The sequence below is a fragment of the Microbacterium halimionae genome (genome assembly GCF_011761265.1).
Taxonomy (GTDB): domain Bacteria; phylum Actinomycetota; class Actinomycetes; order Actinomycetales; family Microbacteriaceae; genus Microbacterium; species Microbacterium halimionae.
The window spans coordinates 306,813-320,181 of record NZ_JAAOZB010000002.1; the positions used below are offsets into that span (position 1 = coordinate 306,813).

Annotated in this window: 10 protein-coding genes; 8 read left to right on the forward strand and 2 right to left on the reverse strand. The window is 62.6% G+C overall.

The features are described 5' to 3' along the window. Positions 1-201 precede the first annotated feature (201 nt). Positions 202-1,107 carry a M23 family metallopeptidase gene (locus tag FHS06_RS09240; RefSeq protein ID WP_243845430.1) on the forward strand — a complete coding sequence of 302 codons (906 nt, stop codon included), beginning with the start codon at positions 202-204 and terminating at the stop codon, positions 1,105-1,107. A 298-nt stretch (positions 1,108-1,405) separates the two neighbouring features. After that, on the forward strand, positions 1,406-1,903 hold the full coding sequence (locus FHS06_RS09245; RefSeq protein WP_167048638.1) for an HNH endonuclease: 498 nt from the start codon (positions 1,406-1,408) through the stop codon (positions 1,901-1,903). 6 nt (positions 1,904-1,909) lie between these two features. Here FHS06_RS09245 and FHS06_RS09250 read toward each other — a convergent pair whose 3' ends face one another. Next, a complete protein-coding gene (locus FHS06_RS09250) occupies positions 1,910-2,416 on the reverse strand; it encodes a MarR family winged helix-turn-helix transcriptional regulator (RefSeq protein ID WP_167048640.1) in 507 nt (168 codons plus the stop codon). Positions 2,417-2,455: 39 nt separating this feature from the next. On the opposite strand from FHS06_RS09250, the gene FHS06_RS09255 reads away from it, so the two are divergent. The 4 genes from FHS06_RS09255 to FHS06_RS09270 all read left to right on the forward strand — a co-directional run bounded on the left by FHS06_RS09255 (position 2,456) and on the right by FHS06_RS09270 (position 9,081). Next, the gene (locus tag FHS06_RS09255; protein WP_310734794.1) at positions 2,456-3,346 is read left to right on the forward strand and encodes a DMT family transporter; all 891 of its coding nucleotides are present in this window, start codon (positions 2,456-2,458) and stop codon (positions 3,344-3,346) included. 86 nt (positions 3,347-3,432) lie between these two features. Further along, entirely contained in the window at positions 3,433-4,113 is a 681-nt protein-coding gene (locus FHS06_RS09260; RefSeq protein ID WP_167048642.1) for a hypothetical protein, read from the forward strand. Between the two features lies 1 nt (position 4,114). Continuing rightward, on the forward strand, positions 4,115-5,665 hold the full coding sequence (locus tag FHS06_RS09265; protein ID WP_167048644.1) for a DNA polymerase Y family protein: 1,551 nt from the start codon (positions 4,115-4,117) through the stop codon (positions 5,663-5,665). Beyond that, a complete protein-coding gene (locus tag FHS06_RS09270; protein ID WP_167048646.1) occupies positions 5,665-9,081 on the forward strand; it encodes an error-prone DNA polymerase in 3,417 nt (1,138 codons plus the stop codon). Before FHS06_RS09265 ends, FHS06_RS09270 begins: the two co-directional genes overlap by 1 nt. 2 nt (positions 9,082-9,083) lie before the next feature. Here FHS06_RS09270 and FHS06_RS14355 read toward each other — a convergent pair whose 3' ends face one another. Beyond that, positions 9,084-11,723 (reverse strand): LuxR C-terminal-related transcriptional regulator, encoded by a 2,640-nt coding sequence (locus FHS06_RS14355; protein ID WP_167048648.1) that lies wholly within the window; start codon positions 11,721-11,723, stop codon positions 9,084-9,086. Between the two features lie 235 nt (positions 11,724-11,958). Here FHS06_RS14355 and FHS06_RS09280 point away from each other — a divergent pair, with 235 nt between their 5' ends. After that, positions 11,959-12,660, forward strand: a complete 702-nt coding sequence (locus tag FHS06_RS09280) for a SipW-dependent-type signal peptide-containing protein (RefSeq protein ID WP_167048650.1) — start codon at positions 11,959-11,961, stop codon at positions 12,658-12,660. 79 nt (positions 12,661-12,739) lie between these two features. Continuing rightward, complete coding sequence (locus FHS06_RS09285; RefSeq protein WP_167048653.1) at positions 12,740-13,369, forward strand: signal peptidase I; 630 nt, start codon at positions 12,740-12,742, stop codon at positions 13,367-13,369.

Genomic DNA, 13,369 nt, shown 5'->3' on the forward strand with positions numbered 1-13,369 from the left:
TCGGCGTGACATATTCGTTACCATCCGGTAGCCTCGAGTGATCCCGAAGGCAAAAACCCGCCAAGGGGTTTTGCATCAGATCTCCGCGTCGATCGCTTCTCGGGATCATTCCGGATGATCGTCGTGGCCACATTTTTGTATACGTAACCGATATTGAGTGCCGACAAGCCAGCGCGAAGCGTTGAGGCGGCGGAGGACAGTTTGGCTGAAGTAACCGAGTCGTCTCAGGACGACACCGACCTCTCGCAGGCGACCCCCACGGGTTCGCGACGAGAAGCTCGTGCGGCGACCACTGCCTCGAACAAAACGGTTACAAAGTCTCGTCGTTCCGTTATGCCGAAACGCGTTGTCACCAAAGCTGCGGCGAAGAAGTCGGCTCGAAGCGTCGTCATCGTCGCGATGGTTGGTGGCCTCGTCGCAACCGTCGCTCTTCCCGCCTATGCGGCATGGCAGCCAGAGTCTGAAGCGGTAACTGTTCAGCAGATGGCCGCTGAAGACGCGCAGTCGCTCGTTATCGCATCGGATGCCACCGATGAATCCTTCAGTCGCGAGAGCTACTCCGCCACGACCTCTGAAGAAATTGACAAGAAGAAGGCCGAAGAAGCGGCAGCAGAGCGTGCTCGTCAGCTCGCAGCGAGTGTCTCGACCGCAGCGGCGTCAGTGCCAGTTTCTGTCGACCTGAGCATGGTTGCACCCGGCAGTGGAGAAGTCCGCTGGCCCGTCAGCAGCTTCACGTATACCGACATCAACCTCTTCCGTCCGCCGTCGCGTCCGAACCACAACGGGTTCGACATGCTCGCCCCGGCAGGGTCGCCGATTTACGCGGCAGCTTCTGGCACTGTGCGTGTATCGCAAGAGAGCCTTGGTGGCTATGGTGTTGCCGTTGTCATCGATTCGGTCATCAACGGCCAGTCAGTATCAACCCTCTACGGTCACATGACGTATGGCAGCCGGGTCGTGTCTCCCGGCCAGACAGTAACCGCGGGCCAGGTCATCGGGCTCGTCGGAAGCACCGGTAGCTCGACAGCCAACCACCTCCACTTCGAGGTCACCATCAACGGTTCGCTCGTCAACCCGCTTCCGTGGTTGCAGTCCAACGCCGGCTGAGTACGACACGACACTGATCGTTTACCACTGCGTTCTTCTTCTCCCCGTGGTGTGCGTTACCCTGTGACTCGACGCTGAGAGAAGCGGAGAGCGCCGATGGACGACATACCGAACATCCGAACCATGGATGCATTCGGCATGTTCGCACTTCGGCATTGTGTGACTGGATGCTGCGGCTCTGCCGTGTCTGCAAGGCGCTGTCTGTGAAGACGGCGCCTTTTTTCATACCCTCCGCGATTCGATCGTCCATTGAATCGAATATCCGGGAAGCCTTCCCGGCCATTCGGGAGGACAGGATATGCGCACACTGGTGCTGAATGCCGGCTATGAGCCGCTTGCTGTGGTCTCTTTCAAGCGAGCGCTCGTGCTCGTGATGAACGAGAAAGCAACCGTGATTGAACATGTTGAGGGCGCGCCCATCTGGAGCGCCAGCGGCCATTACGAGAGACCGGCGGTGATCGTTCTCACCCGGTACGTGCGCGTTCCCGGTGCGCGCCGTGCGCCGGTGACTCGCCGCGGTGTGCTGCGTCGTGATGGGCACCGCTGCGCGTACTGCGGAAATGCTGCGTCAACGATCGATCACGTGCTGCCGCGCTCGCGGGGAGGTAAGGGTACGTGGGAAAACCTCGTCGCCTGCTGTTTGCGGTGCAATAACGTCAAGGGCAACCGCACGCCGCAAGAAATGGCGTGGACACTGCGGCTCGTGCCGGGTGCACCGCGGGGGTCGCACTGGACGGTTCGTGGCGTGGAGCGCGCTGACCCGCAGTGGGAACCGTATCTGCCGCTTGCCGCGTAGCGCCTGCTATCGCGTCTCGAACAATCCCAGCCACCGGGCGAGGAGCGGTTCGAGGGCCGCGCGGTCGGCGGGGTCAAGCTGCCCAACGAGTCGGTGCTCATTTGCCATGTGGGCTGAGAATGCGTCGTCGATGAGCGTGAGGCCTGCGGGTGTCAGCTGCACGATTCGCTGACGTGCGTCGGCCTGCGAGGGTGCGCGTTCGACGAGCCCACGTTCGATGAGGCGGTCTACCCGCTTCGTGAGTCCGCCAGAAGTCACCATCGTGTGTGCTGCCAGATCGCTCGCGCGGTGCGCGTAGGGGGCGCCGGTGCGGCGGAGCGAGGCTAAGAGGTCAAACTCTGCTTCGGTGAGGCCGAACTGGTCGTACACCTCGGTGAGTTCTTCGGTGAGTGCGAGGGCGAGCCGGTGGAGTCTTCCGATGAGGCCCTGTGGTGAAGGGTCGAGATCGGGGCGTTCGCGCGCCCACTCGCGCTGAATGTGCGCGACGCGGTCATCGGGGAAAGTGGCATCCATGTCTCGACTTTATCTTCCTTGGAAGCTAAAGTATCTTCCGTGGAAGATAAAAGAGTCCGATGGATGCTGCTCACCGCAATCGCGCCGATTGCCTGGGGGAGTACGTACTTTGTGACTCGGCACCTCTTGCCAGCGGATGCTGCGCTCTGGGGCAGCGTGATCAGGTGCTTGCCGGCGGGGCTCTTGGTCTTGCTGCTTGCGCGCAAGCTCCCGCGAGGAAGCTGGTGGTGGCGCTCGACAGTATTGGGCGTGCTGAACGTGGGCGGCTTTTCGGTGCTCATCTACATCGTGGGTCAGCGGATTCCGACGAGTTTGGCTGCGTCTCTCATGTCGACCTCGGCGGCTGCGATGATGCTCTTTGCCTGGTTGCTCTTGCGACAGAAGCCGCGCGCTGCGGCAGCTCTGGGAGCGGGTGTGGGAATTCTGGGCGTGGTCATCATGCTGGGGCCGGGTGCTGGTCCGGTTGATGCGTGGGGCGTTGTTGCGTCGGTGGGGGCGATGTTGGCGTCTTCTGTCGGGTTTGTGTTGACGACTCGGTGGGGCAGTGATGTTCCGCCGCTCGCGATGACGGCATGGCAGCTGATTGCGGGTGCTCTGGTTGTGCTGCCGGTCGCCGTCGTGGTGGAGGGTGCACCACCCGTACTCGACGGCGGAGCGATTGCCGGCTTTGTCTACATCATCGTTATCGCGACAGCTCTGGCGTATGCCGTGTGGTTTACCGGACTTTCGAAGTTGCCAGCCGGTGTTGTCGGCATTATCGGATTGCTTAATCCGGTGACGGGTGTCGTGCTGGGAGTGGTTTTGGCCGGTGAAGCATTCGGCATTGCTCAGGCAATCGGCCTGGCGCTTGTGATTGTCGGGGTACTGTGGGGCAGCCTTCCGCCTCGCGTGCCGTCGCGCCAACTGGCAAGGAGCGACGCGACACCGTAACAGCCAGTGTCGGATGTCGTTGTTATCTTCGAAACCTGCATTGAATTGCTAGAACATAAGTTCTAGCCTGTAGGGATGAGGATGCCATGACAGCGGCGACGACCGAGAATGTGCAGCGCCTGCGCGCACAGCTCGAACGCGCCGAGGGGCGCCGCATGGATGCCCCGGTGTTTCCGGCACCTCCCGCCCTTTCGGCGATTCTGCCCGGGGGAGGATTACGCGCGGGAGCCTCCTATTCGCTCGCGCCATCGGGTGCGCTTCTTCTGTCGCTGTTGGCCCGCCCATCGCGTGCGGGGTCGTGGTGCGCAGCCGTCGGAATTCCGTACTTGGGCATCGAAGCCGCCGAACACGCGGGCGTTGACCTTGATCGGCTTGTGCTCATTCCTGACCCCGGTCCACGCTGGCTGGCAGTTGTTGCAACCCTGGCCGATGTGCTGCCGGTGGTGGCGGTGCGTCCGCCCGCGCGGGTGTCTGACGGCGATGCAGCTCGGCTCGCCGCGCGATTGCGCGAAAAAGGGACTGTGCTGCTCGTTCAGGGAGCGTGGCCGCAGAGCGAAGCAACCCTCGACGTGAGTGATCCGCAGTGGTCGGGGCTCGGGGCCGGCCACGGGCTTCTTGAAGAGCGCGCATTGACGGTCACTGTGCATTCACGGCGTACTGCTGTTCCGCGCCGAGCGCGCATTCTGCTGCCCGATGCGCAGGGCGAGGTTGCCGCGGCATCCGTTTCTGTTGGTTCTTATCGAGCCGCCATGAGAGCGGTGGGCTGACGTGTCAGAACCAGTGCGCACGCTCGTGCTGTGGGTGCCCGACTGGCCGATCATTGCGGCAGCACACAGCGGTCTTTTCGACGCTGCCGCACCTGTTGCCGAGCCTGTTGCGGTGGTGGAAAAGAACGTTGTCGTGGCGTGCTCTGCGGCTGCTCGGTCTGAGGGCGTGCGGCGCGGGCAGCGGCGGCGCGATGCGCAGGCGCGGTGTCCGCAGCTCACGATCATTTCGACCGATCTCGAACGAGACCACCGCGCATTTGCTCCCGCTGTTGCCGCTGTCGAAGAGCGGGCACCCGGAGTGCAGATTTTGCGTGCGGGGCTGCTGGCGCTTCGCATTCGCGGGCCAGCGCGCTATTACGGTGGCGAGAGCGAAGCCGCCCACGTGCTGCGAGAGGCTGTGATCGCTCTCGGTATCGCCGATGTACGCGCGGGAGTTGCCGATGGTGTCTTCACCGCGGAACGGGCCGCACGCAACGTCGCGACAGTGCAGGCGCCGGTGATTATCGTGCCCCCGGGGGAGTCAGCGAGCTTTTTGGCGCCGATGCCGGTGGCGGTTCTGGAAGATGCCGAGGTGGCACTGCTCCTCGGCCGATTGGGCGTGCAGACACTCGGCCAGTTCGCAGGCCTTGACTCATCCCGCGTCGCAGAGCGCCTCGGCCCGCACGGCGAGCGGCTGTTTGCGCTGGCATCCGGGCGTGACTCGCGCGGTGTCGACCCACGAACGCCACCGCCGGAGCTTGATCGAGAGGTCATATTCGAACCGCCCGTTGAGGCTGCAGAACACGTGGCGTTCGGTATCAGGCTTGCCGCTTCAGAATTCATCGATGCCCTCGGAGCGCTTGATCTTGTGTGCACCGAACTGCGGGTAGAGCTCACGGGAGACCGCGCCGAGCACAGTGAGCGGGTGTGGCTGCATCCGACGGCGTTCGATGCGGCGGCGGTGGTTGACCGGGTGAGGTGGCAACTGGGCGAAGATGCGCAGCATCTGGTGACAGGGGTGGGGCGAGTGCGGCTGTCTCCGGAGGCTGTGGATGCGGCATCCCACCACCACACCGGGCTCTTTGGCGGCGGACCCGATGAGCGAGTGCACCATGCGCTTTCGCGCGTGCAGGCGATGCTTGGGCACCGAGGTGTGGTGACTCCGGCTGTTGGTGGCGGGCGGTTACTCGCGGAGCGGCGGGTGCTGGTGCCGTGGGGAGACCGGGCTGTGCTCGCGCGCGAACGCGCACAGCCATGGCCGGGGCATCTGCCCGCGCCGTTGCCGGCGTCGGTGTTTCCGGAGCTTTTGCCGGTCGAAGTGAAAGCGGCGGGCGGCATGGACGTTGACGTCGATGAGCGCGGCACTCTCACCGCCGAGCCGGAGGTATTGATCGTTCGTGGCAGGCGTTCGGCCATTTCCTCGTGGGCGGGACCATGGCCCGTGATCGAGCGCGAGTGGGATGCCGACCGAGCTCATACGACGCATCGCTTTCAGATCGTCGACGACGATCAGCTCGCATGGCTGTTGGTGTGCACCAACGGGGTATGGGCGGCAGAGGCGAGGTATGACTGATGGGGTTCAATAACCCACCGGTGAGCTGGGCCGAATTCGAACGTGTACTGAGCGACTCTGGGCGTGAGGGCGAGCGACCTCCGGGCGCCGACGGCGGAGACAGCCCCGCCTGGTCGCACAAGCGTGGGCCCTACGTGCCGCCAGAGATTGAACGCCCAGTAGATGCGGTGCCGTACGCCGAACTGCACGTGCATTCGTCGTATTCATTTCTCGATGGGGCGTCTTCTCCCGAAGAGCTCGTAGAAGAGGCCGAGCGGCTGGGGCTCCACGCACTCGCTCTCACTGACCACGACGGGTTCTATGGCATCGTGCGCTTCGCCGAGGCCGCACAGACTCGACGTGTCGACACTGTTTTCGGTGCTGAGATGTCGCTAGAGCTACCCACACCTCAAAAGGGAGTGGCCGACCCCGTAGGCGCGCACTTGCTTGTGCTCGCGCGTGGTCAAGAGGGGTACCACCGGCTCGCGGGAGCCCTTACCTCCGCACAATTGCAGGGCGCCGAAAAAGGGCGCCCCCACTATGACCTCGACGAGCTCGCCCAGCGGGCCGACGGTCACTGGGCGATTCTCACCGGATGCCGCAAGGGCGCTGTGCGGCGGGCGCTCGCCGAGTCCGGGCCCCACGCCGCAGCGCGAGAGCTCGACATCCTTGTCGACCTCTTTGGCCACGACGCTGTGCAGGTCGAACTCATCGACCACGGCGACCCGACCGATCAGCGCACGAACGATGTGTTGGCAGGTCTTGCTGCCGAGCGGTCGTTGCCGGTGCTCGCCAGCGGCAACGTGCATTACGCCTCGCCGAAAAAGCGACTGCTTGCCACCGCGATTGCGGCCGTCCGCGCAAACCGCAGCATGGATGAACTCGACGGTTGGCTACCCGCACACGGTGGCGCGTTTTTGCGATCAGGTGCCGAGATGGCAGCGCGTTTCGCCCGCTACCCGGGGGCTGTTGCGCGCACCGTCACGCTCGCCGACGAGCTGGCTTTTCCGCTCCAGAGCGCTAAACCTGCACTGCCCAAGCAAGATGTTCCGCCCGGCCACACTCCCATGTCGCACCTGCGTCAATTGGTGTGGCGAGGGGCCGCAGAGCGCTACCCCGACATGCCAGAAGGGCATCGGGCTCGGCTCGATAAAGAGCTCAATGTGATCGAGGCAAAGGACTTTCCCGGCTACTTCTTGATCGTGCACGGCATCGTTGTCGAGGCGCGTCGCCGCGGCATCCTGTGTCAGGGGCGTGGGTCTGCGGCCTCGAGTGCTGTCTGTTACGTCTTGGGAATCACGGCTGTCGACGCGATCTTTTATGGCCTGCCGTTCGAGCGGTTTTTGTCGAGCATGCGCGAAGAAGAGCCCGACATCGATGTCGACTTCGACTCTGATCGCCGTGAAGAGATCATCCAGTGGGTGTACCAGACCTACGGACGCGAGCGTGCGGCGCAAGTGGCGAACGTCATTACGTACCGGCCGAAGAACGCCGTGCGCGACATGGCCCGGGCGCTCGGGTTCTCACCCGGCCAACAGGACGCATGGTCGAAGCAGGTTGACCGCTGGGGCGACGGGCCGCAAGCCGGCAGCCACGACATCCCCGACCAGGTGTTGGCGTTCGCGGGTGAGATGCTGAAGGCGCCGCGACATCTCGGCATTCACTCGGGTGGCATGGTGCTCACCGATCGTCCCGTGGGTGAGGTGGTGCCGATCGAGCACGCACGGATGCCGAACCGCACTGTCATCCAGTGGGACAAAGACGACGCCGCCTGGATGGGGCTCGTGAAGTTCGACCTGCTGGGCCTTGGCATGCTCGCAGCCCTCCAGTACTGCTTCGATCTCGTGCGTGATGCGACGGGGGAGACCTGGGACCTCGATGCGATTCCCAAAGAAGAAGCCGCCGTGTACGACATGCTGTGCCGGGCCGACTCGATCGGGGTATTCCAGGTGGAGTCGCGTGCGCAGATGGGGCTGCTGCCGCGCCTGCAGCCACGCCGGTTTTACGACCTCGTGATTGAGATCGCCCTCATTCGCCCGGGCCCGATTCAGGGTGGGGCCGTGCACCCTTTTGTGCGGCGCAAAATCGGTGACGAAGAGGTGACGTACCCACACGAGAAGCTCAAGCCGGTGCTCGAGCGCACTCTCGGCATTCCGGTTTTTCAAGAGCAACTGATGCAGATGGCTGTGGTGATCGGCAACTGCAGCGCCGAAGAAGCCGATACTCTGCGCCGTGCGATGGGGTCGAAGCGCGGGCTCGAACGCATCGACTCGATTCGTGAGCAGCTCTACATCGGCATGGCCGAAAACGGGCTGTCGCCGGAAGAGTCCGACGCGATCTATGCCCGCATTCAAGCGTTCGCCAACTTCGGTTTCGCTGAGTCGCACTCGCTCTCGTTCGGGCTGCTTGTGTATGCCAGCTCGTGGATCAAGCTGCACTACCCGGCGGCGTTTTTGGCGGGGCTCCTTCGCGCGCAACCCATGGGGTTTTACTCACCCGCCACCCTCGTGGCCGATGCTCGCCGGCATGGCGTCAAAGTGCTGCGCCCCGATATCCAACGTTCGTTCGCGCACGCGAGCCTTCAAACAGAACAGGCGGATGCCGCGCCCACAGCTGGCTCCAAAGCGCCACCGACCGGTATGCCGCCATGCACGCACCGCACGCAGCCCCCGGTCGACACGTTCGATGCCACTGCTCCCGACGAGTCAGCCGCGCATCGCCGCGATGGTTCGCTCTCTGTGCGCATGGGGCTTGCCGCCGTCAAGGGCGTGGGCGTTGCAGTGGCTGAGCGTATCGTCGCCGCGCGAGAAGCGGAGGGCCGGTTCCGCGATATGCGCGATCTCGTCCGCCGCACCGGTGTGACCGAAGCGCACCTCGAAGCCCTCTCGACAGCAGGTGCTTTCGAGAGCTTCGGCCTCAGCCGCCGTGAAGCGCTGTGGCTTGCGGGCTCGGCTGCAACCGACCGCGAGGAGTTTCTGCCGGGCTCACTCATCTCCGTGCAGCCCCCGTTGTTTTCTGATCCCTCCAGCTACGAGCAATTGGCCTCCGACCTCTGGGCTACCGGTATTTCGACCGACGATCACCCGATGACGCACTTTCGCGCTGCTCTTGATGCACGAGGTGTGTTGACCTCGCAAGAGCTGCGCACGCATGAACCGGGCCGCCGCGTCGAGATTGCTGGTCTTGTGACGCACCGGCAGCGGCCGGCGACGGCATCCGGTATTACGTTCTTCAATCTCGAAGACGAGCACGGCATCATCAACGTGATCTGCTCGGTGGGTGTCTTTACCCGTCACCGCCGGGTTGCGCGCGACTCGCCCGCCGTGATTGTGCGGGGTATTCTCGAGCGTTCTCCCGAGGGCGTGACAAACCTTGTCGCCGACCGGTTCGAAGACCTGCAGGTGGGGGTGGGGCACCGCTCGCGCGATTACCGGTGAGGCTAGGACTCAGGGAAGCCGAGAACGTCCACAAGGTCACGTCGCGACGGAACCCCAAGTTTTGCTCGTGCCTGGTAAAGGTGAGATTCGACGGTGCGCACCGAGAGAAAGAGATCTGCTGCGATTTGTTTGTCGCTATGCCCTTGGGCTACCAACGTCACGATTTCGTACTCGCGGGGTGTCAGCACCGCCGCCGGCGGACGAAAAGTCGTCGATTCCGCCGATGCGCCGGTGTGCATCCGCGCATCGCCTGCGCGTGCTGCGGCCACCGCCGAAGCACGCTTGTGGCCCTGATCTGCCTCGATTTCACTTGCAGCGGCAAACGCTTTGGCGGCTTGGTCGAACGCACCGAGTTCCTCAAAAACCAGGCCTGCTGCCATCAGCCGATCCGCATCTGCATCAGCAAGTCCGCGCACATGATCAGCCATTGCGCGAGTGAATGCTCCGCGGCTATCGACAACAAGCCCATCAAGCAGATCAGCGTATTTCGGTGGATCAATAAGCCCAGCCCGGTAAGAATCGTGAATATCGAGCATCGGGACACCCGTGGGCGCAAAAGTCTCTGTCGAGTGTGGCGACGTCATCTGTGCGCGACGAATGAGATATTTCAAAAGTGGACGCGCAGCTTCTGATGAGAGTGCGTCAGCGAGGTTGTCTGCAGCGTCATGTTCGCCGAGTGCTCTGAGGATCATCGCGCGCTGGGCGCGAATTGCCTGAGCGACTTGCGGCACGATGATGCGCACACGACGTTCGGAGGCTGCGATATCGGTACGTGCTCTGCGCAGGTCTCCGTGGAAGTACGAAAGAGTGGCGGTGATCCAGCTCAGCACGCTCAAAACGAGACGATCGTCACTAACGACAGCATTCGTCATGAGCTGAGATACTTTCGCGTTGATGGCATCCACCGAAACGCCGGTCAATACCCGGCATATTGTCTCGACGCACGCTGCTGCTGCAGCGGTTTGCGCGTTGCGGATACGACCGGTTACAGGGTCTCGGTTGAACTGATCCGCCAGCGCCAAGCATTCAATAGCCGTTGACCACGAATTATTGAGGGTCGCCGCTACCGCTGCTGTGAGAGCAGATGTGAGACGAGCGGTCCCGGTCGAGGTTTGCGAATTCATCGTGGTGAGTGCCACCTCGAGCGCTTCGTCGAGGCGGAGCTCCATGAGCGCGGTGAGCGCGCGACCAGCGTTGAGGATGCTGGTATCGGCGGGGGAGAGATCGCCGTTGATCCGTAAATGCGATTCAACGAGATCGACGGCGTCGGCGCTTGGGAGCGAAACGGCGACCGCTGTCCACAACGCGAGAACGTTGTCGTGCTCTTCGACTTTCTTGTCGATCGTCCACTCGCGAAGAAGCGCAGAAGCGGCGGATACGTTTCCGGTCGACAACAACGAAAACGCCATGATCGCGATGGCTTGAGCATCGAACCCGCCGCCGAGCGCTTCGCGTGCGAAGACACCCGCAAGATCGTGCTCTCCGGTCGACGTCGCCGACCGTGCAGCAGAAAGAAAAACCTGACTGCGATACGCCGGATCTGCTGCGGCATCTTCGCCGCGCAGCCAGCGCAACGCAAGTTCTGTGCCGATTCCTGGACCAGGTGGTGCGAGCGAGCCAAGGTCTTCGCCCGCTCTTCCGATCACTTCGTCGAGCAACCGCTCTACTTCTTCATCTGCGACGATCGAGTGCGCAACCATACTCACCGCAGGGTTCACGTAGAGCCGACGGACGGGGTAGCCACTTTCAATGATGAGGCGTATTGAGATAAGAGCCGCCACGGTCGTCGGGCGAATGACACGGCTCGCGCGAGCATAAGAAATCCCCCGAATGCGGGCAATAAGCGCAAGTGCGGTTCCGGCATCTTGTGGCAGGTTGCTCAGCTGATGACGAACAGTGTCAGCAATCGCAGGTAGCTGTGGCTCGCGTGCAGCGGGGAAATGATCGTCTTCGTGTTGAGTGGCGAGCATGCACAGCTCTCGCAAAATCAAGCGGGAGCCGCCTGACCACTCTTGGAGAGACGCTTGAGTCACGCTGTCGATGTCTGTTGTGCCGATAAAAGTTGCAATGAGCGCGTCTGCCTCGGCTTTTGTGAGATCGGTGAGATCGAGTCGGCGCGCCATTCCAGAAGACCACAGCTCGGTGAATGCGTGACGTGAGCGACTGGCGGCGCTATCGTGCTGCGTTGTCTCACTTGGTGTCATGAAGATCAGGGCGCACGCAAAGCGCTTGTAAAGCACGCGGAGAAGCGAGTCCGTTGTCGCGTCGTCAAGGTACTCGGCATCGTCGATCACAAGAATGGGTATCGGCGATTGACGCCGTGCAGAGGGTTGCGACGACTCAAGGTCGACAGCGCCAAGAAGTGGGAGCGCTCGGTCGTCTTCGCAGACGGTGACAGCACCGAAACGCACGGACTGCAGGGCGCGCACGCCGTGGAGGAGAAGTGGATCGTGCTCTCGTTCGCGAAGCTTTTCAACGACAGCTGCGCAAAGAAAACTCTTGCCTGATCCCTGGGTGCCGACGACGACCACGCTGATTCCGGCTTCGAGGATCTTCGCAAGCTGTGTCGGATCGCGGTCTGCTCCTACAACGTGCAACGGCCCGTCGTGCGCTCGCCATCCTGATGATTCTTCTGAAAACACGCCTCACCCCCTGCCCAACACAGCGAACGTTACCGGAATCGAGGGTCGACGGGCACCCCCTCTGAAAATTACTGAGAGCGCTCTCAGCTCACTACTGGTGCACTACTGAGCTCCTACTGGCATGCAGCTTTTCTGCGTCTCCGTGTGGTTTCGCCCGTCCTACTCTCTGGATGAGGCCGCAAGAGCGACCAGCGTTGGGGAGGCCTCAGCGTACGGAGAGTCAAGGGAGACGATCATGAACACCACCGGAGCAACGAAGACCCGCAACCGCAGACGTCGCATCCTGGCGCTCGCCGCGGGCGTCGGAGTGCTGGGGCTCGGCGCGACTGCAACGTTTGCAGCGTGGACAGATAGCGAGTGGATTTTCGGCGGAAACGGCGCGGATGCAGTCGGGGTAGCGACCAGCACGTTCGAGGTCGAGCAGTCGATCGATGGGGCGACGTGGGTGCAAGAAGAAGCCGCTCCTGGTAACGAAGTGACGTTCTCTCCAAACGCTCTCGCGTTGACGCCCGGCGATGCGACCTACTCCGGTGTTGCGCTTCGCACAACCTCCGATTCGATCACCGGCACTCTCGCTCTCAACCCCGCGCTGGCTGCAACTGCAGCGCAGGTCACCGGCGTGAACGACACTGACGATCTTCTTTTTGATGCGCTGCTTGTGCGAGTGGCGACGGTTGAACTTCAACCGGGCGACCCGATTCCTACCTGTGAAGCAGCAACATTCGCAGACGTCGCGTACACGACATCCGGAGTGGCCGCGGCGCTTTCGAGTACCGGTCTTGCCGCTGAGACACTCGATGCTGAATCCGGTGATGTGCAGTACTACTGCTTCGAGGTTTCGCTGCCCTCGCCGCTCGTGCCCGCAGGCGCCGCAACAGTCGATGACTACATGGGACGCGCAGTGTCGCCGATGTGGGAGTTCTTCGGACAGTCCTGATCGTGATGACGACGGTGTAGAGCACTGAGTTTTCGCAGAGCACTGAGTTTTCGCACAGCACTGAGGGGAGATGAGGACCATGACCACGACAGCACCTACGCTGCGTCGCGACTTGCGACCAACGCCCGCCACGATCACGGTTCGTGGTGCGCAGTCTCCGCGTCGCCAGCGTGGGCGCCACGTTGCACGCCACCACACCGATTGGCAGTACGTCGGTGACCGGGCACAGAGTGTTGTTGTGGGTGGCGTAGCCGTCGTCGCCATCGCGAGCGCACTGTGGTTCGTCGTCAGTGCACTTTTCCATCTCGCTCTGGTGATCATCCTTACGGGGTCGATGGCCCCGTCGATGCCCGCGGGAACACTCATCGTCGTGCAGGATGTGCGTGCCACTGCGCTCCAAGTAGGTGACGTGGTGACAGTTCCTCGCGAAACCTCGAGCATTCCGGTTACTCACCGCATCGTCAGCATTGAAACGGATGCCGCCGATGGCCAGGTGCGATTCCTCACAATGCAGGGCGACGCCAACGCCCGGGCAGACACCGAGATTTACCGCGTACGTGACGCGCAACGAGTTGTTTTCTCGCTACCAGGGGTAGGCACGGCCATCGGCCTTCTGGGGTCGCCACTGTTTGTCGGCATCGGGACTCTGATCGCCGCGATCATCATCGCCTGGGTTATGTGGCCCACGCGGGATGATGGTGCGGAGTGA

What these genes read in the sequence shown, in the direction of transcription:
- FHS06_RS09245 (WP_167048638.1), top strand. Translation starts at nt 1,406, where the DNA reads ATGCGCACACTGGTGCTGAATGCCGGCTATGAGCCGCTTGCTGTGGTC.
- FHS06_RS09250 (WP_167048640.1), bottom strand. Translation starts at nt 2,416, where the DNA reads ATGGATGCCACTTTCCCCGATGACCGCGTCGCGCACATTCAGCGCGAG.
- FHS06_RS09260 (WP_167048642.1), top strand. Translation starts at nt 3,433, where the DNA reads ATGACAGCGGCGACGACCGAGAATGTGCAGCGCCTGCGCGCACAGCTC.
- FHS06_RS09270 (WP_167048646.1), top strand. Translation starts at nt 5,665, where the DNA reads ATGGGGTTCAATAACCCACCGGTGAGCTGGGCCGAATTCGAACGTGTA.
- FHS06_RS09280 (WP_167048650.1), top strand. Translation starts at nt 11,959, where the DNA reads ATGAACACCACCGGAGCAACGAAGACCCGCAACCGCAGACGTCGCATC.
- FHS06_RS09285 (WP_167048653.1), top strand. Translation starts at nt 12,740, where the DNA reads ATGACCACGACAGCACCTACGCTGCGTCGCGACTTGCGACCAACGCCC.